Below are 22,705 nucleotides of genomic sequence, written 5' to 3'. Positions count from 1 at the left end.
GGGCCGGCCGCCCTCCCCGTGTTAGAATCCGGCCGCTCTCCGATGGCCGGCGCCGGCGCTCCTCCCCGCAACGATCCCGCGACGCTCGTCGAGCGGATGCTGGCCGGCGACCGGCTCGCTCTGGCCCGCCTCATCACCCTGGTCGAGAATCGCTCCGAGGCGGTGCCGGCGATCATGCGCGCCGTCCACAGGCGCGGTCCGGGCGTCTACGTCGTCGGCGTGACGGGGCCGCCCGGCGCCGGCAAGTCGACGATCGTCGACCGGCTCACCGCGCTGGTGCGCGCGCGGGACGAGACGGTGGGCGTGATCGCCGTGGATCCCTCCAGCCCGTTTACCGGCGGGGCCGTCCTGGGCGATCGCATCCGTATGCAAGCCCACGCGCTGGACACGGGCGTGTTCATCCGCAGCATGGCCACGCGCGGGGCCTTCGGGGGGCTGGCCCGGGCCACCGGCGACGTGCTCAAGCTGCTGGCCGCCTTCGGGCTGCAGTGGATCTTCGTGGAGACCGTGGGGGTCGGCCAGACGGAGCTCGACATCATGAAACTGGCCGATACCACCGTCGTCGTGCTCGTGCCGGAGTCGGGCGACGCCATCCAGACGATGAAGGCCGGGCTCCTCGAGGCGGCCGACGTGTTCGTGGTGAACAAGGCCGACCGGGCCGGCGCCGACGCGCTCATGGCCGAGCTGCGCTTCGCCGCGCACCTGCAGTACACGAGCGCGACCGGTCCCCGGGACATCGACTGGGAGATTCCCATCCTGGCCACCGAGGCGCACAACGACCGGGGCGTGGCCGAATTGCTGGAGGCGATCGGGCGCCACCGGACGACCCTGGAGGCGGCGGGCGCGCTGGAGGTCAGGCGACGCGCCCGACGACATCAGGAGTTCCGCGGCCTCCTCACGGAGACCCTGACGGCCAGCCTCGAGCAGCGCCTGGCCGCCGGTGACCTGGCGTCCACGTTCCAGCAGGTGGTGGACGGCGCGGTCGACCCCTACTCGGCGGCCGAGCAGGTGCTGGCCGTGCTATCGTGGAAACGCTGATGGCTCCCGACGTTCCGTTCCGCGACACGTTCTGGAACGTCCCCTTCTGGGCCCAGCTGGCGCTCTACATCGGCGGCGTGATCGCGGTGGCGATCTGCGCGGTCGGCGTGTGGCAACGGGTGCGGCTCTGGCGGGCGGGGAAACCCGAGCACCGGTTCGATCGTCTTCCCCAGCGCGTCAAGCTGGTGGCGCTGCACGTGCTCGGTCAGGCCCGCACCCTGTCCCAGGCCTATCCCGGCGTCATGCACGCCACCATGTTCTGGGGCTTCCTGGCCCTGTTCATGGGCACGGTGCTGGCCACCATCGATTACGACATCACGCTGCCCTTCTTCGATTACAAGCTGCTCAAGGGGCCGTTCTACCTCTTCTACGAAATCACGCTGGACCTCTTCGGGCTGTTCTTCGTGATCGGGCTCGGCATGGCGGTGTGGCGGCGCTTCGTGCGCCGGCCGCCGCGCGTCGATCCCACGGCGCGCTTCGCCGGGGTGCTGGCGCTGCTCTTCGTCATCAACGTCACCGGATTCATCATGGAGGCGGCGCGGCTGGCCGTCGTGAACCCGGCATGGGCGCCATGGTCGCCGGTGGGCTTCGCGCTGGGCGAGGCCCTGCGGGCGGCGGGGATGTCGGAGGCCGCGCTGCGCGGGCTCCACCTGGGCACCTGGCTCTTCCACGCGGTGGTGTCGCTGGGCTTCATCGCGATCATCCCGCACTCGTATTTCATCCACCTCATCCTGACGCCCCTCAACATCTTCTTCGCCAAGCTCACGCCCCGGGGGGAGATCGCCACGATCGAGAACATCGAGGCCGCCGAATCCCTGGGCGTCTCCTCGCTGGAGGAGTTCTCGTGGAAGCGGCGGCTCGACTTCGACGCGTGCGTGGAGTGCGGGCGGTGTCAGGACGCTTGCCCGGCCTGGATGGCCGGCACCGCGCTGAGCCCCAAGCAGATCATCGTGAAGCTCAAGCGCCACCTGCACGGAGAGCTCCCGGGCCCCATCCACGGCCAGCTCATCAAGCCGGAGGAGCTGTGGGCCTGCACGACGTGCATGGCGTGCGTGCAGGAATGCCCGGCCTTCATCGACATCGTGGACACGATCATCGACCTGCGCCGGTATCTCGCGCTGTCGGAGGGCGCCTTGCCCTCCACGGCCCCGCAGTCGCTGCAGAACATCCAGCGCGCCGGCAACCCCTGGGGGCTGCCGGCGGGCGACCGGCTGGCCTGGGCCGAGGGGCTCGACGTCCCGGTCCTGCGCGAAGGGATGGAGGTGGAGTACCTCTACTGGGTCGGCTGCTCCGCCTCCTACGACAAGCGCAACCAGGCCATCGCCCGCGCGGTGGTGAAGATCCTCAAGGCGGCCGGAGTCTCGTTCGGCGTCCTCGCCGAAGAGCGCTGCCACGGCGAAGTGGCCCGACGCCTGGGCGAGGAGTACCTCTACCAGACGCTGCAGCAGGAGACCGTCCCGGCCATGACGCAGTACCGCTTCCAGAAAGTCCTCGCGCACTGTCCGCATTGCTTCAACACCATCCGCAACGAGTTCCCCCGGTTCGGCGGGACGTGGCCGGTGGTCCATCACTCCGTGCTCATCCGCGAGCTCATCGAGAGCGGACGGATCGTCCCGCGCAAGCCGCTGGACGAGGTGATCGCCTTCCACGACTCGTGTTACCTCGGGCGCTACAACGGCATCATGGAGGCGCCGCGCGCCGTGGCCCGGGCGGTGCCCGGGCTGCGCGTGATCGAGATGCCCCGCAACCGCGAGCGCGGGCTCTGTTGCGGCGGCGGAGGCGGGCACATGTGGATGGAGGTGCCGGCGCGCAAGCGCGTGAACGTGATCCGGGTCGAGGAGGCGCTGAGCACGGACGCGACCACGGTGGGTACCGCCTGCCCGTTCTGTCTGGCCATGATCGATCTCGGCCGCAAAGTGGCCGGGGCCGAGGAGCGGCTGGGCGTGAAGGACATCAGCGAGCTGGTGGCCGAGAGCCTGGAATGATCCCGTGGCGCGGGTGACGACGCTCTTGCGGGCATTGCCCGACATCGCCCGGCTGGTGGCGCGACTGGTCGCCGACCCGCGGTTGCCCCGAACCGCGAAGCTCGCGCTGGCGGCGGCCGCCGCATATCTGCTGAGCCCGTTGGACGTGCTGCCCGACTTCATTCCGCTGCTCGGCTACCTCGACGACCTGGTGCTGGCCGCGATCGTGCTCGACGGCATCCTGAATTACGTGGACCGCGCGCTGGTGCTCCGCTACTGGCCGGGGACGCCGACGTCGCTGGATCAGGTGGCCCGGATCGCCCACCTGGTGGCCCGCTGGGTGCCCGGTCGCGTCAAGGCCCGGATCTTCGCCGGTCGATGAGCGCCGAGCGGAGCGTCGGGGTGACCGGGGTCGCCGGGTACGTGCCCCGCTACCGTCTGTCCGGCAAGACCGTGGCCCAGGTGTGGGGTGGCGCGTCGGGAGCCGAGCGGGCGGTCGCCAACTATGACGAGGACGCCCTGACCATGGCCTGCGAGGCCGCGCTGGGCGCCCTGAGCGGGCGCGACACCTCGCGAGTCGGCGCCTGCTTCTTCGCCTCGACGTCGGCGCCCTACATCGAGAAATCCAACGCCACCGTGCTCGCCGCCGTGGCCGACCTCCCGGCCCCCATCTTGACGGCCGACCTCTTCGGCTCGCTGCGGGCCGGCACCACCGCGTTGCGGCTGGCCCTGGACAGCGTGCGGGCGGGTTCGGTGGCCGAGGCGCTGGTGGCGGCGGCCGACCTGCGCCCGGTGGAGCCGGGGGGCGAGCTGGAGCTCCTGGTCGGCGACGGGGCCGGGGCCGCGCTCGTCGGCGGGGAGGGCGTGCTCGCCGCGTTCGTGGACGCCTTCGCCGTGAGCCACGAGTTCACCGACTTCTGGCGCAACGACGGCGATCGCTACGTGCAATGGCTGTCCGACCCGACGTTCGTGCGGGCTCACGGGCTGGACAGGCACATCGCCGAGGCCGTCGAGGGGCTCCTTCAGCGCACGGGCCGCAAGCGACAGGACATCGGCAAGCTGGTGCTTTACGGTCCTGACGCCCGGACCCACGCGGCCCTGGTCAGGATGCTGCGCCTGGAGTCGGCCATGCCGGCGGAGCCCGTCATCCCACGCGTGGGCAGTACCGGGACCGCGGCCTGTCTGCTCGGCCTGGCCGCCGCCCTGGAGGAGCTCCAGCCCCGCCAGCAGATGCTCGTGGTCTCGTACGGCAACGGCGCCGAGGCCCTGCTGTTCGAGGCGACGGAGGCCGTGCGCGACTTCCGTCCCGCTCGGCCGATCGCCCGCCAGCTGGGCGCCGGCCGGCCGCTCGTGCACTACGGCAAGTTTTTGAAGTTCCGGCGCCACGTGGCGACGGAGGTCGTCAAGTCGTTCTCCAGCGTGCCCACCCTGGTCCGCGAGGAGCGCCAGAACCTCCGCCTCTACGGGCAGCGCTGCGAGGACTGCGGCGCCGTCAGCTACCCGCGCCGTCACCTGTGCTGGAAGTGCTCGTCGGACCGGTTGGTGGACTATCGCCTGGCCCGGCGGGGCAAGATCTTCACGTTCACGAGGGATCACCTGGTGCCCAGCCCCGATCCGCCCACGATCATGGCGGCAGCCGACCTGGAGGGCGGAGGCCGCTTCTACGCTCAGGTCACCGACGTCGACCCCGCGACCGTGGAGGTCGACATGCCGGTCGAGCTCACGTTCCGCCGCCTGCACGAAGGGGAGGAGTACGTGAACTACTTCTGGAAGCTGCGGCCGGCCCTGGCCCCGTAGCTCGCCCGCGACCAGGCCGCGCGCGACTGTTCCTGTCTTGCAGCAGGCGTGGAAATCGATCACCATGATGGGCAATTCAGGGGAAATCGGGCGACCCCCCGAAAACGAGGCAGAGGCGGAATGGCCGTTTTCACGCTCAGAAACGTCATCGAGCTCTCCTACAACAGCCTCTCCTACGCGGCCCTGCTCTTCCTGCTGGCGAGCGGGCTCTCGATCATCTTCGGTGTCATGCGCATCGTGAACCTCGCCCACGCGGCCTTCTTCCTGCTCGGGGGCTACATTGCCCTTTCGGTCTACCGCGTGCTGGGGACCGCCCTCTGGACGCTGCCGGTGGCGATGGTGGTCGGGGGAGGCGTCGTGGCGGGGGTCGCCGTGTTCATCGAGCGCTTCTTCCTGCGCCGCCTGGGGCAGGACACCCTGGCCCAGGTGCTCGTCACGATCGGCTTCGCCTTCATCCTGTTCGACACCAACATCCTCATCTGGACGGGGGACAACTACATGCTCCACCGTCCCTGGCCCCTGGACGAGAGCACGGTCATCGGCGGCATCTCCTTCCCCCGCTACCGGGCCTTCATGATCTTCGCCGCGGTGCTCGTGTGGGCGATCCTCTACTTCGTCATCGAGCGCACGCGCGCGGGGGCCATCGTGCGGGCGACGGTGGACGATCCCCAGATGGCCCGCGGCGTCGGCATCAACACCAACCGCGTTCAGATGAGCATCTACGGCCTGGGCGTGTTCCTCTCGGCGATGGGTGGGGTGGTGGGAGGCGCCTTCCTCGGGGTCTCCCCGGGCATCGATTTCCTGATCCTTCCCTACGCCTTCGCCGTGGTCATCATCGGGGGCCTGGGAAGCCTGACCGGCGCGGTGGTCGGGAGCATCGTGGTCGGCTTCATGGAGAACTTCGGCACCGCGCTCTTCCCCGAGCTCTCCTACTTCGCCCTGTTCGCTCCCATGGCCCTGATCCTCGCCCTCAAGCCCACCGGCCTCTTCGGAAGAGGCTAGGGGGCATGCTCAGGCGCCTGGCCAGACACAGTCGGGTCGTGCTGACGCTGGCCTGCTTCGCCGCCCTGGGCGCCGTCACCCCCAACCTCAACGACTATCTCCAGACGATCATCACCCGTACGCTCGTGTTCGCGATCATGGCCATGAGCCTGGACATCCTGGTGGGCTACACGGGTCTTCGCTCCATGGGGCACGGCGTCTACTTCGCCCTCGGCGCCTACTCCGCCGCCATCATGATCGCCAACATGAACGTGTCGAACCTCTTCGCCATCTTCGGCGTGGGCCTGGGTCTCTCCTGCCTGGCCGCGCTGTTCCTGGGCTTGCTGGCCATCCGGGCGGTCGGCGTGTACTTCCTCATGATCACGCTGTCCTTCTCGATGGTGATGTGGGGCCTCGTGTACCGCTGGCACACCATGACGGGCGGGGACAACGGTATCGCGGGCATCGTGCCCCCCGACTTCTTCGGGTTCTCCCTGCAGGATCCCGTGTTGTTCTTCTATTTCACCTTCGCCATCTTCATGATGTGCTTGGGTCTGCTCTACCTCCTCGTCAAGAGCCCCTTCGGGAAGACCCTCGTGGGCATCCGCGAGTCCGAGGCCCGGATGAAGATGCTCGGGTACAACACGTGGCTACACAAGTACCTGGCCTTCGTGATCTCGGGCACCCTGGCCGGGATCTCGGGCACCCTCTGGGCGTTGCTGAACCGGTTCATCGCCCCGACCGACGTGGAGCTGGTGACCTCGGTGGAGGCGCTCCTGATGGTGGCGCTGGGAGGGCCCGCGACCCTGGTGGGGCCCGTCATCGGGGCCGGGGTCATCATGTTCCTGCGGTACTGGGTGAGCACCTACATTGAGCGCTGGTACATGTTCCTGGGCATCACCTACATCATCACCATCCTCTACGCACGCCAGGGGATCCTGGGCCTGGTCCAGGGGCTCTGGTCCCGGAAGGAGGAAGCTGGAAGCTCGGCAGAAGATCGGCGCGTCGCGACGAGTCTCACCACCCTGGAAGGGAGGAAGCAATCATGAGACACAGATGGCTCGCGGCAGTCGCAGGAGTCGGCTTGGCGCTGGCGGTCGGCGCGGGCCCGGCCCCGGCAGCGGAGGAGGTCCGAATCGGCTTCATCGCGCCTGTCACGGGGCCCTTCGCCCAGATCGCCAAGGACCAGATCAACGGCTTCACGATGTACCTGGAGCAGGTCAAGCACAAGATGGGCCCGTTGAGCGTGAAGTTCATCACCGAGGACAACGAAGGCAAGCCCGCCCTGGCCGTGGCGAAGGCGCAGAAGCTCATCCAGCGCGACAAGGTGCACATGTTCCTGGGCGGCCTCCTGGCGCCCACCGGCTACGCCCTGGCGCCCGTGGCGGATCAGTTCAAGGTCCCCTACATCTCGCCGGCGCCCGCGGGCGAGGACCAGACCCAGCGCAAGAGGACCAAGTATTATGCCCGGCTCAGCTTCACGAGCGCTCAGTGCCAGCACGCCCTCGGCGACTGGGCATATGAGCAGGGCTTCCGCCGGATCGCGACCGTGGGGGCCGACTATGCCTTCGGCTACGAGTCGGTGGGCGGCTTCCAGGCGGGGTTCGAGGCGCGGGGCGGCAAGATCGTCGCCAAGGTCTGGCCCAAGCTGAACGCCGTGGACTTCGGGCCCTATTTGCCCCTCATCCCCCGGGACGTGGACGCGGTGTACGCCCTAATGGTCGGCCCCATGTCGCTGGCCTTCCCCAAGCAGTTCAAGGCGTCCGGCTTCAAGATGCCTCTCCTCGGAGGGACGACGAGCGCGGACGAGTTCATCCTTCCCAACATGGGCGACGAAGCGATCGGCTACATCACGACGTCGCACTACAGCGCAGCGCTGGACACCCCGAAGAACCACGCCTTCGTCAAGGAGTTCCAGCAGCGCTACGGGAAGATGGCCTCCTACTATTCCGAGGCGGCGTACACGAGCGCCTACTACATCCACGAGGCGCTCAAGAAGACCGGCTATGACCCTGACAAGACCCTGACCTGGCTCGATCAATTGAGGTCCCTCAAGGTGGACGCGGTCCGCGGCCCGATCGTCCTCGACAAGTACGCCAACCCCGTGCAGAACTGCTACATCCGCAAGGTGGAGCGTGTCCCCGGCGACCGCAACAACCTGGGCGTCAAGCCCAACTCGCTGTGGAACGTCGTCATCAAGACCTACCCGGCGGTGAGCCAGTTCTGGAAGTGGACGCCCGAGGAGTTCCTGAAGAACCCCGTGTACGACAAGGACTACCCGCCGTGCAAGTTCTGCGGGAAATGAGGGGATGAGGCAGGCCGCCCGGAGGCGTACCCTCCGGGCGGCGACGCCCGGCCCTCCAGGAGCGGACGGAGAGGAATTCGTGACCGGCGAGAGGCAGCCTCGCTTGGAGCTGAAGGGCATTTCAAAGCACTTCGGCGGCCTCCACGCCGTCGACGACGTGAACCTGCGCCTGCACGCGGGCGACCGGCACGGCATCCTGGGGCCGAACGGGGCGGGCAAGACGACCCTGTTCCACCTCATCACCGGAGTGCTGCCGGTGACCTCGGGCCGGATCTCCCTGTTCGGCCAGGACGTCACCCACTGGCCCACCCACAAGCGGACGGCCCTGGGGATGGCGCGGACCTTCCAGATCACCAGCCTCTTCCCGAAGCTGACCGTGCTCGACAACGTGCTGCTCGCGGTCCAGGGAGTGCGTCCCATGAAGCTCGTCATGTGGCGCCCTCTCGCCCGCTACAAGAACGTGTACGAGAAGGCCGAGAAGCTCCTGACCGAAGCGAGCTTCTGGCACCTGCGGGACCAGCAGGTGCGCAACCTCTCCCACGGCGAGCAGCGCCAGCTCGAAGTCGTGCTCGGCCTGGCCAGCGATCCCAAGGTGCTCCTGCTGGACGAGCCTTCGGCCGGGCTCGCCACGGGCGAGTCGCGCGAGATGGCCCGGTTCCTCAGCTCGCTGGACCCGGACCTCTCCATCCTCATCATCGAACACGACCTGGACGTCCTCTTCGGCGTCGTTTCCGACATCACCGTCCTCCACTACGGCAAGGTGCTCCTCGGGGGGCCGAGCGATGAGGTGCGGAACGACCATCAGGTCAAAGAGATCTACCTGGGGAAGAGCTGAGGCCATGGCTGCCCTGCTGTCCGTCGAAGACGTCCACACCTACTACGGAGACTCCTACATCCTCCAGGGCCTGACCCTGGAGGTGCGCGAGCGCGAGGCGCTGGGCGTCCTCGGCCGCAACGGGATGGGCAAGACCACCCTCATCAACTCCATCATGGGCTTCGTGCCCCCCCGGCGGGGCAAGATCACCTTCCAGGGCATGGACATCACCCAGGTTCCCAGCTTCGACACCTGCAACATGGGCATCGGCCTGTGTCCGCAGGGCCGGCGGGTGTTTCCCACTCTCTCCGTCCGGGAGAACCTGCTGGTGGCCCATCAGGCGCGGGACGGCCAGAGCCGCTGGAACTTCGACTCCGTCTACGAGCTCTTCCCCCGCCTGGGCGAGCGCGCCGAGCAGCGCGCGGGCTCGCTCTCGGGTGGCGAGCAGCAGATGCTGGCCATCGCCCGGGCGCTCATGACCAACCCCACCTGCCTCATCCTGGACGAGCCCTCCGAGGGGCTCGCTCCCCTCATCATCCAGCACCTGGGCGAGGCCATCCGCAAGCTCAAGGAGGAGGGCCTCTCCATCCTCCTCGTCGAGCAGAACACGCCCTTCGCCATCAAGGTCGTGGACCGGGTGAACATCATCACGAAGGGCAGAGTGGTCTTCGACCTCTCGCCCCAGGAGCTGTCGGCGAACGAGGAGATCAAGCACACCCACCTGGGGATCGGCTGACCTGATCCCGGGCCCCTGCATCCTGATCCGTCGGTCTCAGGTGGACCGCAGGCGAGCACCATCAGCCTCCTTACGCAGCACCGGCAATCCCAGCACCCGTGTGAAGCCGGTGAGAATCAACAGCGAGAGCCCGAAGGCGCAGACCACCGTGGCGCCGGTCGGGGTGTCCAGGATCGCCGAGCCGGCCACGCCGAGGATGCTCACCGCGGTTCCGAAGGCCCACCCGATCGCCAGGCGGGTCGATAGACGGCCGCCCAGAACCGTGCCAGCGAGCGCGGGAACGATGAGGTAGGAAAAGACGAGGAGGACTCCGGCTACCCGGACCGAGCTTGTCACGACCACGCCAAATGAGGCGTAGAAGATAAAGTCCCAGAGACGGACGTTCCAGCCTTCCCGAAACGCTGCCTCGGGCGAGAGCGTGATCAGCACGAACTGTCGCCTCCAGAGCCAGTGAAAGGCTCCGACGACCGCGTACAGGGCCGCGACCTTCACCACGTCGGCTCCATTCACGGCCAAGATGTTGCCGACAAGCATCGCGCGAAGGTGCTCACTGCCATGGGGCGCGCGGTCGATCAGCAGAATAGCCGCGGCCGTCGAGACAGCATAGACCACGCCGATGACGGCTTCCTGGGATACCTGACGCTGGCGGGCGCGACTGAGCGCGAGGATGACGGCCCCCAGCAGCGTCGCCGCCAATCCCGTCGCGTACGAACCCCACGCCTCCAGCGGGATGCCGACGAGGAAGGCGGCCGTAGCCCCGAGGGCCGCGATCTGGGCCAGGGCGATATCCACGAACACCACCTCGCGGGCGATCACGTGGATGCCGAGGTAGGCATGGATCCCCGTGAGCACCAGGCACATCAGAAACGGGGCCCAGAGGAGTGCCAGCAGATCGCTCATGAAGCGCCCAGGGCTCGGGCCAGGGCGTTCACGTTGTGCCCGATCATTTCGAGATAGGAGTCCGTGCCTTTCACCGCGCCGACCGTGTGGGCCAGCACGATCACCTGGGCCCCAGCGTCGGCAGCCACTCGTTCAGCGAGCCTGCGGTCGCCCCAGGGGGCGAGGACTACGACCCGGATACGCTCGTCTTTCATTCGGCGGACGATGGCGGCCAGATGCGCGGGCGAGGGCGGAATCCCAGGGCGGTCCTCGATCGTCCCGGCCTGGGTGAGGCCGAAGCGGGAGAGGAAATAGATCCACGTATTGTGATAGACGACGACCTTGGCGCCCTTGAAGCGCTCGAGGGTCTCCCGCCACCGCGTCTGGGCGGCGCGAAGCCGCCCGAGAAACTCGTCCCGCCGGCGGTCGAAGAGCTCGCGATGCTCGGGGGTCAGGCGCGCGAGCCCATCCAGGATATTGGCCGTCGCGATCGGCGCGGTTGCTGGATCAAGGGTGTAGTGCGGGTTACCCAGAGGGTGGACATCGCCCATCGAGCGGTCGACGCGACCGGCGGGGATTTCCTGGACTGGCACGCCGCGCGACGCATCGATCCGCCCTGGACCGCCGACCAGCAGCTTGGGATTGTGCGCGCCCTGAACGAGAGAGTCCACCCAGAAGTCCAGGTCGAGGCCGTTCGTGACGAGCAGGTCGGCGCGCCGGAGCTTCACCATCAGGCTCGGCCGGACCTCCACATCGTGGAAGTTCTGCCAACCCCGGGCAAGGCTTTCAACGTCCACGCGGTCGCCTCCAACCGCTTCGGTCAGCGACTTGAGATCCGGCGTCGAGGCGACGACCCGGATCTTCGGCTGGGCGTGGACCGGCACCGTGGTGACGACCGCGACGAGGCCGGCGATGAACAGGCGAAACAATCGATGCATCAGCGTCTCCTCCTAGAAGGGATGGGGTTGATGAGCCCCCAGGAAGAACGTGGCCTGGAAGAAGATTTCGTCGGCACTGCGCCCTGATGCGCCGTTGGCATTGAACGACTCCCGATCGTCACGCTTGGTCTTCTTGTAGGCAAGCCGGAAGCGTAAAAAATCCGACGCCCAGAACGTGACGTAGGGCTCGATCGCCCACTCGCGGCCCGGACCTTCGAGAAGCTGGGTATTGTCGTACCGAACCCCGCCGGCCCACCGCCGCGTCGGTTGGACCTCGGCGTAGGCATACCATCCGAAGCGCCGCCGAGTCTTCGTGTCGACCGTCACGGTCGTGTCGGGGATACCGTCGGCGTCGGTGTCGATCTCCTCCTCGATCGCGGCTTCCCGGCGGGACCAGATGCCCTCGCTGGCGAGCGTCAGCAGCGGATGGCGCCAGCCTTCCGGCGTGAGCTTGTACTTCACGTCGTAGCCGACCAAGGTCTGCGAGCGCCGCTCCTCGGTCTGGCCGTTGGCCACGGAGGCCCCGAACTGGACCGCCCCCAGCGTCTCCAGATCGACGAAGGTCCGCAGTCGCCCGGTCGCGAGCGGGACCTTGAGACTGCTCCGGCCGAAGGCGTCCTCGTTGTCGCCGTTGAACAGCCCGACAAGAGCCTCGAGGTACAAGGGGAGCGGCGCGACCCACGTCACTTCCGCCCCACTCTCCACGAGTCCTTCCTCACCCAGGAACCGGGTGAGCACGCTGGGCTGGTCCGGCTGAGGCAGCCCCTCGCGATGGAGCTGGTTGAGGAGACCGAAGCGATTACGCATCTTCCCCATCTTGAGCTGGGTGCCGAAGGGCAGGGTGAGGAGCGTGAGGTTCGCCTCGGCGAGGCCCAGGTGCAGGTCGCGCTCCCCGTCTTCGAGCTCCTCGGCCGCCTCGAGTCTGACTTCGCCGCGAGCATAGGGATCGATCTGGCCGTAGAGCAAGAGCTCGACCTCGCGCGGAAAGAACCGGTTCTCGCGGCCGGCAAAGGTGCCGGCGTCTGCCTTGTCGATATTGTCCTGAGTGATATTGGCGATGAAGTCGCCCACCACACCCAGGTCGAAGAGGAGCTGCCCGGTCCCGCGCCGCTCATACAGCGTGAATGGGGCGCGGGGCCTGGCCAGCTCTTCGAGCGTGGGTGCCGCGGGGGCCCCTGGCGCTGATGGCGGGGGCGCCGCCGGAGCGGCCTGGGCGGACCGAGCCGCCGTGCCCGGCCGGAGTCCAAGTTCAAGAGGCTCGAACGCTTGCCCTGGCGAGCTGGAGCATGCCAACCCAAGTCCGAACGCACAGCAGATCGTAAGCCGTCCGCGCATAGCGGGCCTCCGTGCCCGAAGGGGTTGATGCCAGTCGCGCGTCGCCTGGACGCGCTAGGGGATCAGGACGGGAGCGCTAGCCGAGGACGGACGGAGGTGCGCGAGATGCGGGGTACTGACGGAACGATTCCGGGATGACAACTGCGGCCGGCGGTGGTCCGGTCCAGGTGACGAGCTCTGCGGGCAGGGCCTGCCGCTCTGCATCGAGCGCCGGGTTGCTCCCGAGCGCGGCCAACGCCAGCAGCGAGCACCCCGAGTTGTAGAGCCCCACACCGTGCGTGTGGTCGTGTGTCGTGCTCGCGCCACTGACGAGGAGCGTCAGCAGGGCGCAGGCGCTCAGCAAGAACCCCGCCACCGACCGGCGGCGGCGGGCACATTGAAGGCGGGTCATGCCGGGAAAGAAATAGCGCAAGACCGGCCGCCGAGCAAGTCGCAATGCGCGTCAGCGTCACTGCCTCGCGCTGGGGATGGCTCAGCAGTCCGGCTGCTACGCGGGGGGGCTACGCGGATCGGCGTGGCCGCCAGCGAGCTGGGAGGCGGCAAGCATGGCGGAGCGATCGGCAAGGTCTACCTGCGGAGGCCGTCGTGAAGTTTGACATCCTCTCCCTCGTGACGGTAGCCTCGGGAGCCATGAGCCGGCGCTCGTGGCCGACCCTCGTGATGCTTCTGGTAGCGGTGATGGCCGTCGCCGGTCACGTCTGCGTTCTGCCGCATGCTCACGCCGCCGACTTCCAGTCCTACGTTCACGAGGCGGATCTCCCGACGGAGGCGGCGTCCTCCCAGCACGATCATCCCGGCACCGACGAGGCCGCCCATGCTGCGTCCTGTAGTGGCTTGCGGGCGTCGCAGGTGTCCGTGGTCGCGCCGGCGCTGCGCTCGGAGCTCGCCTCGGCGGCGGTCGATCGTCGCGGGGCTGCGGACGCCGCCGTCATCGCTCCGATGTTCACGGCGCCGCCGCTCTTTCTATTGCACGCCTCGCTCCTGATCTAGACTCCTCTTCCTCTCGGCCGACGTTTCAGCTGCAGATCGTGGTGTCTCCAGCGAAGGGGAGGCTATGGCGAGGCGACTGCTCGACGTCGCGCTTGGCGCGATGCTGGTCGGCTGCGTTCTTGTGGAAACGGCAGAGGCGGTGCCGGCGTTCGCCCGGCAGTACGACCTGCAGTGTAACGTCTGTCATACTCGCCCGCCGCGCCTGAACCGGTTCGGCGAGCAGTTCCACCTGATGGGCTTTCAAATTCCCAGCGCCGCCCGGCCCGAGGGGCTGGTGGGGAGTCTCAAGGAGGACGGCCCGCTCAAGACCGCCATCGATAGCCTGGCCCTCAGAATCGTCGGTGGGCTGTTCGAGTACTCGGAGTCGCCGGACGAGACCGAAACGACGTTCGAGCCGCCGCACGAGTTCGCCCTGTTCGTGACGCGCTCCCTCACGCCCGATCTCAGCGTCTACCTGGAGTTCGAGTACGAGCCGAAGTCCGTCGGATTCTCGCCGAGCCGCGGCTTCGTGGAGCGCAAGGACGTCTTCGGCCTCGGCAAGGAGGCCTTCTTCATGTGGAACATGGGCGCCCTGCTGGGCGTCCTCGGCGCCCCGACTATGCAGATGGGTGGCCAGACGATGGTGGGCCGGCACGGCGGCTTCACCATGCACGGGCCAATGCTGATGGCGGGTAAGATCGACCCCAACACCAACTTCTCGTATCCGACGAACCGCCAGCTCGTCGAGGCGACGGAAACGGAGATCGAGGAAGAGGATGGCCGGGGGGAGGTCCATCGATTACCGGTCGTGCCGTACGCGTTCGCCTCCAAGTTCTTCGGGCTGTTCAAGGAGCGCGACGACGGCGAGCCACAGCTCGTCACCGACCAGGTCATGTACAACACGACCGGTGAGCCGGGGGCGGACTTCCACGCCATGATCAACGACGTGGTCCTGGCCCAGGCGGGGTTCCTGCGGGAGAACGAAGGCTTCAACGCCTATGCGATGCTCCGGTACGATCTCCTCGATCGCCGGGAGCTGACCTTCAACGTGTCGGCGCTGCTCAACGGGGGGGTCGGCGTCGTGCGCGCCCCCGACCCCGGCGATCACGAGCAGCCCGGCGACCGGCGACTCGACCGGTTGCGCTATGGCCTGGCCGCCAACGTCCGCTGGAAGGCCCTCGACGTGTACGGGGCGCTCATCTTCGATCTGCTCTACGGGTTGCCGGGGGAGCTCCGGCGCGAGTTCGACCGCTCGGCGGCTGGCTTCACGGTCCAGGCCGACTACCTCGTGCACGAGAAGGTGATGCTCTCCGGCCGGTTCGACCAGCTCTGGGCGGGGGGTCTCCGGGACGACAAGCGCGACGGCAGCGTGCTTTCGGTCCAGGCGAAGTTCTACCCCTGGCAGAACATCGCCTTCTTCGTCCGGGACAGCGTGAACCTCCGGAGCACCGTCGAGCACAACGCGCTGCGGAGCTGGCGGAACCAGCTGTTCGTCGGCATCGACTGGGATTTCTGATGGAGGGGCCTGTGAGGCGGAAGAGGTGGATCACGCTGGGGGCCGCGTGCGCGCTTGCGATGCTGGGCCTCTGGGGATCGAACCCGCCGGCGATCCGCGCCAACGGCGACGATCACGCTGATGCGGGCGGTCACGCCCATGTGCCGGCCCCGCTGGGCTATGCGGACGCCCATGTGCCCACGAGCGTGTGGACCGATCCGGCGATGATCGCCCGCGGCAAGCAGATCTACACCGCGAAGTGCGCGGTTTGCCACGGCGACGGCGGGGACGGCAAGGGGCCGGCCGGCCTGGCCCTCCCGCTCAAGCCCTCCGACTTCACCGACAAGGCCGGCGTGGCCGAGATGCGCGACAACTACTGGTTCTGGCGCGTGACCGAGGGTGGGCAAGCCGAGCCGTTCAAGAGTAAGGGCTCGGCCATGCCGCCCTGGAAGGGCGAGCTGTCGGTGGAGGAGCGCTGGGCCGTCATGGCCTACCAGCACACCTTTTCCGGGCACGACGGCCCCCATACGCCGTGGGAGCACCCCGAGAGCGTGCTCGTCGGCCGCGACATCTACGTGATGGCGTGCCTGCCGTGCCATGGCGACCAGGGGCGTGGCGATGGCACGGTGGGGGCGACCCTGTCGCCCCGGCGGGCGCCCCAGCCTCGTGACTTCACCAGCGGCGAGTTCAAGTTCCGCTCGACCCCTACAGGCCAGTTGCCGATCACGGCCGATCTGTTCCGGACGGTGACCGAGGGTGTCCGGGGCCCTCGGGGGGCGATGACGATCGGGCTCCGTGGCCACCGCATCATGCCTAGCTTCCGTCACATGCCCGAGGAGCAACGGCTCGAGGTGATCGAATACGTCAAGAGCCTCAACCGACGATTCTGGGAGCGGGACGAGATCCGGACGGTCGTGATACCGGCCGCGCCGCCCGTCACGCCCGAGCGCGTGGCTCGCGGCAAGCAGCTCTACGCCGATGCCGAGTGTCTTGCCTGCCACGGCGCGGGCGGACGGGGTGATGGTCCCTCGGCCCCGACCCTGAAGGACAACCGCGGTCTGCCCATCGCGGCGGCGGATCTGACCCGTGCCGAGCGCTTCAAGAATGGTCGCCGCCCCGAGGACATCTACCGCACCCTGATGACAGGCCTGGCCGGCACGCCGATGCCGTCCTATGCGGATGCGCTGGAGCCCGAGCAGGTCTGGGACCTCGCGTATTACGTGCTGTCCCTCGCTCGGGACCGTGAGCGCGCCACGGCAGCGAGGTGACCGTCAGCCGCGTGCACGGAGGATACACGATGAGAGCGATTCAAGTAGCGGCGGGTTTCCTTTTCTTCGCCACGGTGGCAGTCGCCGACGAGGCGCCGATCGCGGGTTCCGTGAAGGCTGTGGATGCCGGTGCGCGGACGGTGACCCTGGAAGCGACGGCCCAGGGGAAGACCCGCCAGGTGGTGGTGCACCTCAAGCCGGGAGCGAGGGTCGTGAGGTTCGTCAGGGCCACCGACCCCGGGAAGACCGGCTTCGTGGAGCAACTGCTTCCGCTGACCGCGCTCAAGCCCGGCTGGATCGTCAGTGTCGAGACGAAGCACGAGGGGGACCGGGAGGTGGCCGAGCTCGTGAAGGTCGTACTGGAGCGATGAGGCACGGTGCGACGGGGCGACCGTGCTCCGCTGGGGAGGCACGTCCTCCCCACCCGGCAAGGGCGGGCTGTGGCCGCAGGCGGGAAGTTCGCGATTTCGAAAGCTTTCCCGGGGTCGCTGGTATGGCAGGCTTGATGCTCGTTCGAGGGCTCGCAGCCGCTGCGCGTCCGAAGCCAGGGTGCGTCCGCGGTCTGCGGCTGGGCGTAGTGGCCCGGACCATGGGGAGGGACTCTGATGCTTGCCACAGCAGGCACGACGCTCGGCCTGTCCGACCTGGGACTTTTGCGGCTGATCGTGGTGGCCCAGGACCGTCCCTGGGATTGGGGCGCGCATCCGATGATGTGGGGATGGGGTGCCTGGGGCTTGGGGATGATGGTGATGATGTTCTTCTTCTGGGCACTCGTGATCGCAGGCCTCGTGCTCGGCATCCGGTGGCTCGTGCGACAGGGCGATGAGTCTCGGGGCGAGCCGCGCGCCGACCGCGCGCTCCAGATCCTGCGCGAGCGCTATGCGAGAGGGGAGATCGGCAAGGAGGAGTTCGAAGCCCGGAAGCGGGATCTCACATGAAGAGAGGGAAACGGCGATGAAGACGCGATGGATGATCGGTGTGCTGGCGGCCGTGGTGGTGGGGCTGGCGCCGGCGGCTGCGCATGCGCAGATGGGCCCCGGGCGTCCGGGGGCCGGCATGGATCGTGGTGGACCGGGCATGGGACCCATGATGCAGATGCAGGGCACGCTGCAGCAGATGCAAGGGATGATGCAGCAGATGGCCGAGATGATGGAGAGCGGCGGGATGTCGCCCGAGCAGCAGAAGCGTATGGGCGAGCTCATGCAAGAGATGGGCGGGATGATGGGCATGATGCACGCAATGATGGGTGGCATGGGTTCGCGCGGGCCCATGGGGCCCGGCGCCGCCGGCGGTCAGGGCGGCATGGGAGCACGCGGCGACCTGCATGAACAGATGTCCGAGATGATGCGCCACATGGCCGAGATGCAGAAGCACATGTCGGAGATGATGGGCACGCCCTCGGCGGCGCCGAAGACAAAGTAGCCGCCTGGCGGGCTCCGACCGGTCACGAATGGCTGCCGGGCCCGTGATCTTCCGGCGGAGGTGACGCGATGACCTGGTGGGTGCTGCTCGCGTTCCTCGCGATCGCGGCCTTCTTCATGCTGACGGAGCACCGGGCGCACGTGTTCGGCGTCGTTCCGTATCTTCTGCTGCTCGCCTGCCCGCTCCTGCACTTCTTCATGCATGGCCGACACGGCGGCCACGGTGGTCGCGGCGGCAGCGGGCATCATGCTGGAGACCTGGAGCGGCGTAGCGACGCGGGGCGGCCGGCCCCGGGCGGGCGCGACACATGAGCGAGGCGCCGGCCTACGGGCTCTGGCCCCTCGTCGCGATCAACTCGCTCGTGTTCCTGGTCTTCGCCTTCAGCTTCACTCGACCGCGCACGGCCCGTGAGTGGCGGTCGTTTGGCGGCTTCGCGGCGTTCGTGGTGGCGCTCTTCGCCGAGATGTAGGCCGCGGGAACGCCGGCCTGGATCCCGCGACTGCGTGCACGCTCGGTGAACAGCGCCACCACGAACGAGCGGCCCATGATGTCGCGAACAGGGAAAGGGCAGCCATGACGACGAAAGGAGAGGGTCGATGACGAAGGATCCGGTCTGTGGGATGAACGTGGACGAGAAGAAGGCGGCCGGGACCGCGGTGCACGCCGGTAAAACCTATTACTTCTGCTCTGCCGGCTGCAAGGCGACCTTCGAGAAGGCGCCGGCGCAGTACGCGGGGAAGTGACGCAGCTCCCTTGGGGCAGCCCCGGTGACGCGTGACTACGACGCGATCATCGTGGGGGCCAGCTTTGCCGGCCTCGCGGTCGCCCGTAGGCTCCGGGGCCGCGTGCTGCTCCTGGACCGCCGCGAGGTCGGCGAAGTCCAGACCTCCGCCTGCGGCACACCTCTGTGGGTGCCCCAGGCGCTGGGCGTCGAGGCGAGCGTGCTCCAGGTGCACCGCAAGGCGGTCGTCCACGCGCCGACGCGGACCACGATCTACGACCTCGGCGACATGCCGTACTGCACCTTCGACTACCGGCGCTTCTGCCGGGGGCTGCTGGACCAGACCGGCGCGGTCTTCCTCCGCACCGCCGTCACAGGGCTTCGTGACGGGGCCGTCGAGACCGAGGCCGGACGGTTCGAGGCCCGCTGCGTTGTGGACTGCTCGGGATGGCGTGGGGTGCTGACGGGCGGCGGCCATGCCGGCGCGCACGCACCGATGAGCTTTGGCCTCGAGACCCGGACAGATTACCAGGGCGAGGCGCTCTACTTCTGGGCGGCACCCGACGAGGCCCGACACATCGTGAGCTGGATCTTTCCCGTAGGCGAGGCGAGCCGGGTCGGCGTAGGCAGCTATGCGGGCACGTCCAGGCTCAGGCAGCCGCTCGAGCGGTTCATGGGGGATCTTGGTCTCGCTCCAGGCCGCTATCACGGCACGTACTTCCCCTCGGGGCTCGGGGCGCCCACGGTGGGCACGGTGTTCGCCGCCGGTGACGCGGCCGGACACTGCCTGCCCCTGACTGCCGAGGGCATCCGTCCGGCGCTGTACTTCGGCGACCGGTGCGGCCGCGTCGTCCAGGACATCCTCGAGGGGCGGACGACGCTGGAGCAAGGCCTGGCCGCGTACCGACGCTTCGTTCTGAGGCACCGCGCGATCTACACGTGGCTCCGGTGGTCGCAGTGGATCGTCCCGCGCGTGCCCGGCGCCTGGCTCGGTGCGATGGCCGAGCTGGCCCGGCGCACGCAACGCGGGTGGTGGCCTCGGTACGCGAATTTCGGGCGTCTGGAGCCCGCAGGTGAGGGGGCGTTCGGCCGGCGCTCCGCCTCCCCATGGCCCGGGACGGAGTGATGCCCAGGAGGCGATCGTACTCATGGGCCCACGAGGGAATCATCTCTGCAGGCGCAGCAAGCGCGCGTTGATCGCGACGATCACCGTCGACACCGACATGAGGACGGCCCCCGCCGCTGGCGTGAGCAGGATGCCGGCCGGGGAGAGCACGCCGGCCGCGACGGGGATGGCCACGGCGTTGTAGCCCGTGGCCCACCAGAGGTTCTGCACCATCTTGCGGTAGGTGGCACGGGCCAGGTCCACGATCGCCGTCACATCGCGCGGGTCGGAGCGGACCAGCACGATGTCCGCGGACTCGATGGCCACGTCGGTGCCGGCGCCGACGGCGATGCCCACGTCGGCCTGGGTAAGGGCCGGGGCGTCGTTGACGCCGTCCCCGATCATGGCCACCGTGAGGCCCCGCTCCTGCACCTCCTTGATCTTCGCCGCCTTCTGGTCGGGGAGGACTTCGGCGAAGAACTCGTCGAGCGCCAGCTCGCGGGCCACCCACCGCGCGACGGCGGTGGCATCACCCGTCAGCATCATCACCTTGATGCCCATCGCCTTCAGGCGGGCTAGCGCCTCGCGCGACTCGGGCCGGATGATATCGGCGAGCGCGATGGCTCCCTCCAGGCGGTCGTTCACCAGCACGTAAACGACGGTCTTCCCTTGCTCGGCGACCTCACGGACTCGCGCGTTGTCGACCTCGAGGCCCTCGGCTTTCAGGTAGCCCGGGCTCACCACCTTCACGCGCGCATCGTCCACCAAGGCCTCGGCACCCTTGCCGGGGATGGCGCGGAACTCCGCGGGTGACGGGAACGGGATCTTCCTGTCCTGGGCGCCCCGCACGATGCCGGCGGCGATGGGGTGCTCCGACTGGCTCTCCAGGCTGGCCGCCAGGCGCAAGAGATCCTCCTCGCTCCGTTTGGCGAGCAGGATGACGTCGGTGACGCCGAAGCGCCCCTCCGTGAGCGTACCCGTCTTGTCGAACACGATCGCGTCGAGGGCGCGGGCGCGCTCGAAGGCCGAGCGGTCGCGGATGAGGAGGCCGTTGCCCGCTGAGAGCGCGGTGGAGACGGCGACCACGAGGGGCACGGCGAGGCCGAGGGCGTGCGGGCAGGCGATGACCATGACCGTCACCGTCCGGGCGAGCGCGAACGGGAAGGGGGCGCCGATGGCGAGCCAGGCCACCAGGGTCACGGCGCCGCCTCCGAGCGCAACCACCGTCAGCCAGACGGCCGCCCGGTTGGCGAGGTCCTGAGAGCGCGAGCGAGACTCCTGGGCCTGTCGGACCATGGCGATGACCTGCGAGAGGTACGTCTCGTCCCCGGTCTTCCGCACTTCGACCGTGATGGCCGCCTCGCCGTTGACCGCGCCCCCGATCACGGTCGCGCCCTCGCCCTTCTCCACGGGCCTGCTCTCGCCCGTCAGCATGGCCTCGTTGACGGAGGTCTGGCCCTGGACGATCGTGCCGTCCGTGGGGATCTTCTCGCCCGGCTTGACCAGCACGCGGTCGCCACGCTGCAGCTCCGTGACGGGCACCTCCCGCGTCGAGCCGTCGGCGGCCACCAGGTGCGCCTCGGCCGGCATGAGCCGCACCAGGCTCTCGAGCGCGGCCGAGGCGCCGAGCACCGACTTCATCTCGATCCAGTGCCCGAGCAGCATGATGTCGATCAGCGTCGCCAGCTCCCAGAAGAACACCTCGCCGCGGAGCCCGAGGGCCACCAGGACGCTGTAGCCCCAGGCGACCGTGATGGCCAGCGCGATCAGCGTCATCATCCCGGGCTGGCGCTTCCCGAGCTCGGCGGCGAAACCGCGCAGGAACGGCCAGCCCCCGTAGAAGTAGATGGCCGTCGCGAGCACGGTCTGGACCGCCCGGTCTCCCGGGAAGGCCAGCACGTCGCTGAGCCCCAGCCAGCGCTGGAGGAGCGGCGCCAGCGCCAGCACCGGGATCGACAGGATCAGAGAAATCCAGAAGCGCCGGCGAAAGTCGGCGACCATGTGGGCGTGGTGGCCCCCGCCCCCACTGCGGGGGTGCCCGGCGGCAGCCTGTCCTCGGTGCGCGGCCTCGGCAGTCCCACCCCCGCCTCCGTGGACGACGGGGCTATGGACGTCGGGCGCATGGTCGCGATGTCCGGCGCGATCGCTAGCGCGTTGCCGTGCGCTCATATGATGTCCTCCCTGTTTCGCAGCAGGCCCGCGAACGGGACTGGCGCCGCCCCGGGGGAACGGCGACCCGGCTCACTCGGCCGACCCCACCACCGGCACCCGCAGCAGATGATCCTCGACGGCCCGCACCCCTGGAACGTTGCTCGCAGCGACACGCAGAGCCCGGCGTTCGTCTTCTGTCGACACCAGTCCCCACAGATGGACCACGCCGTCCTTCACGACCACGTTGTTCGATACGGGGCTCGTCCACGCTGTGCCGCGCAGCTCGCGAAGCAGGCGTTCGCGGATCGCCCGGTCGTCCGCCGCCGACGGCGCCTCGGCTGGAAGCGGCTGGACCGCGAGCCCGCGGAGCAGGTCGGCCCGGCTGACGATCCCCACGAGCCGCCCGTCTCGCACCACCGGCACCCTCTTGATCCGGCGCTTCTCGAGGAGGCCGGCGATCTCATGGGCGGGCGTGTCCTCGGCCACGGTGACGACATCGCGCGTCATGACGTCGTCCGCTCGCCGGCCGTGCGTCTTCACATATTCGCGGGCCAGCTGATCCGCACCCGCCATCAGTGACAGCCACCACGACCGGTGCCACTCGGTTCCGACCTCCGCCCGGCGCATCAGATCGCCCTCGCTGACGATCCCGAGGATGCGATTGTCGCTGTCGACCACGGGGACGGCGCTGATGTGGTGCTCCAGCAAGAGACGGGCCAGCTCCCGGACCCGCGTCTCGGGGCTGACGGTGATCACGCTCGTCGTCATGAGGTCTCTGGCCTGCATG

The 22,705-nt window shown here is 68.4% G+C and carries 23 protein-coding genes and 2 pseudogenes; 19 read left to right on the top strand and 6 right to left on the bottom strand.

Annotation, left to right across the window (positions count from 1 at the left end; genetic code table 11):
* The first annotated feature begins 42 nt into the window (after positions 1 to 42).
* The 9 genes and pseudogenes from meaB to VFR64_15475 all read left to right on the top strand — a co-directional run bounded on the left by meaB (position 43) and on the right by VFR64_15475 (position 9,635).
* Positions 43 to 1,038, top strand: a complete 996-nt coding sequence (meaB, locus tag VFR64_15515) for a methylmalonyl Co-A mutase-associated GTPase MeaB (GenBank protein HET9491147.1) — start codon at positions 43 to 45, stop codon at positions 1,036 to 1,038.
* Positions 1,038 to 3,023: a (Fe-S)-binding protein gene (locus VFR64_15510; GenBank protein HET9491146.1), complete on the top strand. Its 1,986-nt coding sequence runs from the start codon at positions 1,038 to 1,040 to the stop codon at positions 3,021 to 3,023. Before meaB ends, VFR64_15510 begins: the two co-directional genes overlap by 1 nt.
* 73 nt (positions 3,024 to 3,096) lie before the next feature.
* Positions 3,097 to 3,219, top strand: a pseudogene (locus tag VFR64_15505) (YkvA family protein).
* Positions 3,220 to 3,380: 161 nt separating this feature from the next.
* On the top strand, positions 3,381 to 4,799 hold the full coding sequence (locus VFR64_15500) for an OB-fold domain-containing protein (GenBank protein HET9491145.1): 1,419 nt from the start codon (positions 3,381 to 3,383) through the stop codon (positions 4,797 to 4,799).
* 120 nt (positions 4,800 to 4,919) lie between these two features.
* On the top strand, positions 4,920 to 5,801 hold the full coding sequence (locus VFR64_15495; GenBank protein ID HET9491144.1) for a branched-chain amino acid ABC transporter permease: 882 nt from the start codon (positions 4,920 to 4,922) through the stop codon (positions 5,799 to 5,801).
* Positions 5,802 to 5,806: 5 nt separating this feature from the next.
* Complete coding sequence (locus VFR64_15490) at positions 5,807 to 6,829, top strand: branched-chain amino acid ABC transporter permease (protein HET9491143.1); 1,023 nt, start codon at positions 5,807 to 5,809, stop codon at positions 6,827 to 6,829.
* A gap of 35 nt (positions 6,830 to 6,864) precedes the next feature.
* Entirely contained in the window at positions 6,865 to 8,085 is a 1,221-nt protein-coding gene (locus tag VFR64_15485) for an ABC transporter substrate-binding protein (protein ID HET9491142.1), read from the top strand.
* Between the two features lie 79 nt (positions 8,086 to 8,164).
* Positions 8,165 to 8,920: an ABC transporter ATP-binding protein gene (locus VFR64_15480; GenBank protein HET9491141.1), complete on the top strand. Its 756-nt coding sequence runs from the start codon at positions 8,165 to 8,167 to the stop codon at positions 8,918 to 8,920.
* Positions 8,921 to 8,924: 4 nt separating this feature from the next.
* Positions 8,925 to 9,635 (top strand): ABC transporter ATP-binding protein, encoded by a 711-nt coding sequence (locus VFR64_15475; protein HET9491140.1) that lies wholly within the window; start codon positions 8,925 to 8,927, stop codon positions 9,633 to 9,635.
* Positions 9,636 to 9,671: 36 nt separating this feature from the next.
* Here the strand turns inward: VFR64_15475 and VFR64_15470 are convergent, their stop codons facing one another.
* The 4 genes from VFR64_15470 to VFR64_15455 form a co-directional block, all read right to left on the bottom strand.
* The gene (locus tag VFR64_15470) at positions 9,672 to 10,535 is read right to left on the bottom strand and encodes an iron chelate uptake ABC transporter family permease subunit (GenBank protein HET9491139.1); all 864 of its coding nucleotides are present in this window, start codon (positions 10,533 to 10,535) and stop codon (positions 9,672 to 9,674) included.
* Positions 10,532 to 11,452 (bottom strand): metal ABC transporter substrate-binding protein, encoded by a 921-nt coding sequence (locus tag VFR64_15465; GenBank protein HET9491138.1) that lies wholly within the window; start codon positions 11,450 to 11,452, stop codon positions 10,532 to 10,534. Before VFR64_15465 ends, VFR64_15470 begins: the two co-directional genes overlap by 4 nt.
* Positions 11,453 to 11,464: 12 nt before the next feature.
* Entirely contained in the window at positions 11,465 to 12,523 is a 1,059-nt protein-coding gene (locus VFR64_15460; GenBank protein ID HET9491137.1) for a hypothetical protein, read from the bottom strand.
* A 340-nt stretch (positions 12,524 to 12,863) separates the two neighbouring features.
* The gene (locus VFR64_15455) at positions 12,864 to 13,199 is read right to left on the bottom strand and encodes a hypothetical protein (GenBank protein ID HET9491136.1); all 336 of its coding nucleotides are present in this window, start codon (positions 13,197 to 13,199) and stop codon (positions 12,864 to 12,866) included.
* 173 nt (positions 13,200 to 13,372) lie between these two features.
* On the opposite strand from VFR64_15455, the gene VFR64_15450 reads away from it, so the two are divergent.
* From VFR64_15450 to VFR64_15405, 10 genes and pseudogenes are all read left to right on the top strand, one after another.
* Positions 13,373 to 13,777 (top strand): hypothetical protein, encoded by a 405-nt coding sequence (locus VFR64_15450; protein ID HET9491135.1) that lies wholly within the window; start codon positions 13,373 to 13,375, stop codon positions 13,775 to 13,777.
* A 64-nt stretch (positions 13,778 to 13,841) separates the two neighbouring features.
* Positions 13,842 to 15,272, top strand: a complete 1,431-nt coding sequence (locus VFR64_15445) for a hypothetical protein (protein ID HET9491134.1) — start codon at positions 13,842 to 13,844, stop codon at positions 15,270 to 15,272.
* Positions 15,273 to 15,283: 11 nt separating this feature from the next.
* Entirely contained in the window at positions 15,284 to 16,519 is a 1,236-nt protein-coding gene (locus tag VFR64_15440) for a c-type cytochrome (protein HET9491133.1), read from the top strand.
* Between the two features lie 29 nt (positions 16,520 to 16,548).
* Positions 16,549 to 16,890 carry a hypothetical protein gene (locus tag VFR64_15435; protein ID HET9491132.1) on the top strand — a complete coding sequence of 114 codons (342 nt, stop codon included), beginning with the start codon at positions 16,549 to 16,551 and terminating at the stop codon, positions 16,888 to 16,890.
* A 234-nt stretch (positions 16,891 to 17,124) separates the two neighbouring features.
* Positions 17,125 to 17,457 (top strand): SHOCT domain-containing protein, encoded by a 333-nt coding sequence (locus VFR64_15430; protein HET9491131.1) that lies wholly within the window; start codon positions 17,125 to 17,127, stop codon positions 17,455 to 17,457.
* Between the two features lie 31 nt (positions 17,458 to 17,488).
* Positions 17,489 to 17,941 (top strand): hypothetical protein, encoded by a 453-nt coding sequence (locus VFR64_15425; GenBank protein ID HET9491130.1) that lies wholly within the window; start codon positions 17,489 to 17,491, stop codon positions 17,939 to 17,941.
* Between the two features lie 68 nt (positions 17,942 to 18,009).
* Entirely contained in the window at positions 18,010 to 18,252 is a 243-nt protein-coding gene (locus tag VFR64_15420) for a DUF2933 domain-containing protein (GenBank protein ID HET9491129.1), read from the top strand.
* Positions 18,249 to 18,407: pseudogene (locus tag VFR64_15415) on the top strand (isoprenylcysteine carboxylmethyltransferase family protein). Before VFR64_15420 ends, VFR64_15415 begins: the two are co-directional and overlap by 4 nt.
* Before the next feature lie 130 nt (positions 18,408 to 18,537).
* On the top strand, positions 18,538 to 18,684 hold the full coding sequence (locus tag VFR64_15410; protein ID HET9491128.1) for a YHS domain-containing protein: 147 nt from the start codon (positions 18,538 to 18,540) through the stop codon (positions 18,682 to 18,684).
* 24 nt (positions 18,685 to 18,708) lie between these two features.
* On the top strand, positions 18,709 to 19,788 hold the full coding sequence (locus tag VFR64_15405; GenBank protein ID HET9491127.1) for a hypothetical protein: 1,080 nt from the start codon (positions 18,709 to 18,711) through the stop codon (positions 19,786 to 19,788).
* A 39-nt stretch (positions 19,789 to 19,827) separates the two neighbouring features.
* On the opposite strand, the gene VFR64_15400 is transcribed toward VFR64_15405, so the two are convergent.
* A complete protein-coding gene (locus VFR64_15400; GenBank protein HET9491126.1) occupies positions 19,828 to 21,768 on the bottom strand; it encodes a copper-translocating P-type ATPase in 1,941 nt (646 codons plus the stop codon).
* Between the two features lie 240 nt (positions 21,769 to 22,008).
* The gene (locus VFR64_15395) at positions 22,009 to 22,704 is read right to left on the bottom strand and encodes a CBS domain-containing protein (GenBank protein ID HET9491125.1); all 696 of its coding nucleotides are present in this window, start codon (positions 22,702 to 22,704) and stop codon (positions 22,009 to 22,011) included.
* Position 22,705: the final 1 nt, after the last annotated feature.

The organism is Candidatus Methylomirabilota bacterium (genome assembly GCA_035709005.1).
Taxonomy (GTDB): domain Bacteria; phylum Methylomirabilota; class Methylomirabilia; order Rokubacteriales; family CSP1-6; genus 40CM-4-69-5.
Note: the sequence above shows the minus strand (reverse complement) of the source record. Positions and strands in the feature narration are given on the sequence as shown.

What these genes read in the sequence shown, in the direction of transcription:
- meaB (HET9491147.1), top strand. Translation starts at nt 43, where the DNA reads ATGGCCGGCGCCGGCGCTCCTCCCCGCAACGATCCCGCGACGCTCGTC.
- VFR64_15510 (HET9491146.1), top strand. Translation starts at nt 1,038, where the DNA reads ATGGCTCCCGACGTTCCGTTCCGCGACACGTTCTGGAACGTCCCCTTC.
- VFR64_15500 (HET9491145.1), top strand. Translation starts at nt 3,381, where the DNA reads ATGAGCGCCGAGCGGAGCGTCGGGGTGACCGGGGTCGCCGGGTACGTG.
- VFR64_15495 (HET9491144.1), top strand. Translation starts at nt 4,920, where the DNA reads ATGGCCGTTTTCACGCTCAGAAACGTCATCGAGCTCTCCTACAACAGC.
- VFR64_15490 (HET9491143.1), top strand. Translation starts at nt 5,807, where the DNA reads ATGCTCAGGCGCCTGGCCAGACACAGTCGGGTCGTGCTGACGCTGGCC.
- VFR64_15475 (HET9491140.1), top strand. Translation starts at nt 8,925, where the DNA reads ATGGCTGCCCTGCTGTCCGTCGAAGACGTCCACACCTACTACGGAGAC.
- VFR64_15470 (HET9491139.1), bottom strand. Translation starts at nt 10,535, where the DNA reads ATGAGCGATCTGCTGGCACTCCTCTGGGCCCCGTTTCTGATGTGCCTG.
- VFR64_15465 (HET9491138.1), bottom strand. Translation starts at nt 11,452, where the DNA reads ATGCATCGATTGTTTCGCCTGTTCATCGCCGGCCTCGTCGCGGTCGTC.
- VFR64_15445 (HET9491134.1), top strand. Translation starts at nt 13,842, where the DNA reads ATGGCGAGGCGACTGCTCGACGTCGCGCTTGGCGCGATGCTGGTCGGC.
- VFR64_15435 (HET9491132.1), top strand. Translation starts at nt 16,549, where the DNA reads ATGAGAGCGATTCAAGTAGCGGCGGGTTTCCTTTTCTTCGCCACGGTG.
- VFR64_15430 (HET9491131.1), top strand. Translation starts at nt 17,125, where the DNA reads ATGCTTGCCACAGCAGGCACGACGCTCGGCCTGTCCGACCTGGGACTT.
- VFR64_15425 (HET9491130.1), top strand. Translation starts at nt 17,489, where the DNA reads ATGATCGGTGTGCTGGCGGCCGTGGTGGTGGGGCTGGCGCCGGCGGCT.
- VFR64_15420 (HET9491129.1), top strand. Translation starts at nt 18,010, where the DNA reads ATGACCTGGTGGGTGCTGCTCGCGTTCCTCGCGATCGCGGCCTTCTTC.
- VFR64_15410 (HET9491128.1), top strand. Translation starts at nt 18,538, where the DNA reads ATGACGAAGGATCCGGTCTGTGGGATGAACGTGGACGAGAAGAAGGCG.
- VFR64_15400 (HET9491126.1), bottom strand. Translation starts at nt 21,768, where the DNA reads ATGGTCGCCGACTTTCGCCGGCGCTTCTGGATTTCTCTGATCCTGTCG.
- VFR64_15395 (HET9491125.1), bottom strand. Translation starts at nt 22,704, where the DNA reads ATGCAGGCCAGAGACCTCATGACGACGAGCGTGATCACCGTCAGCCCC.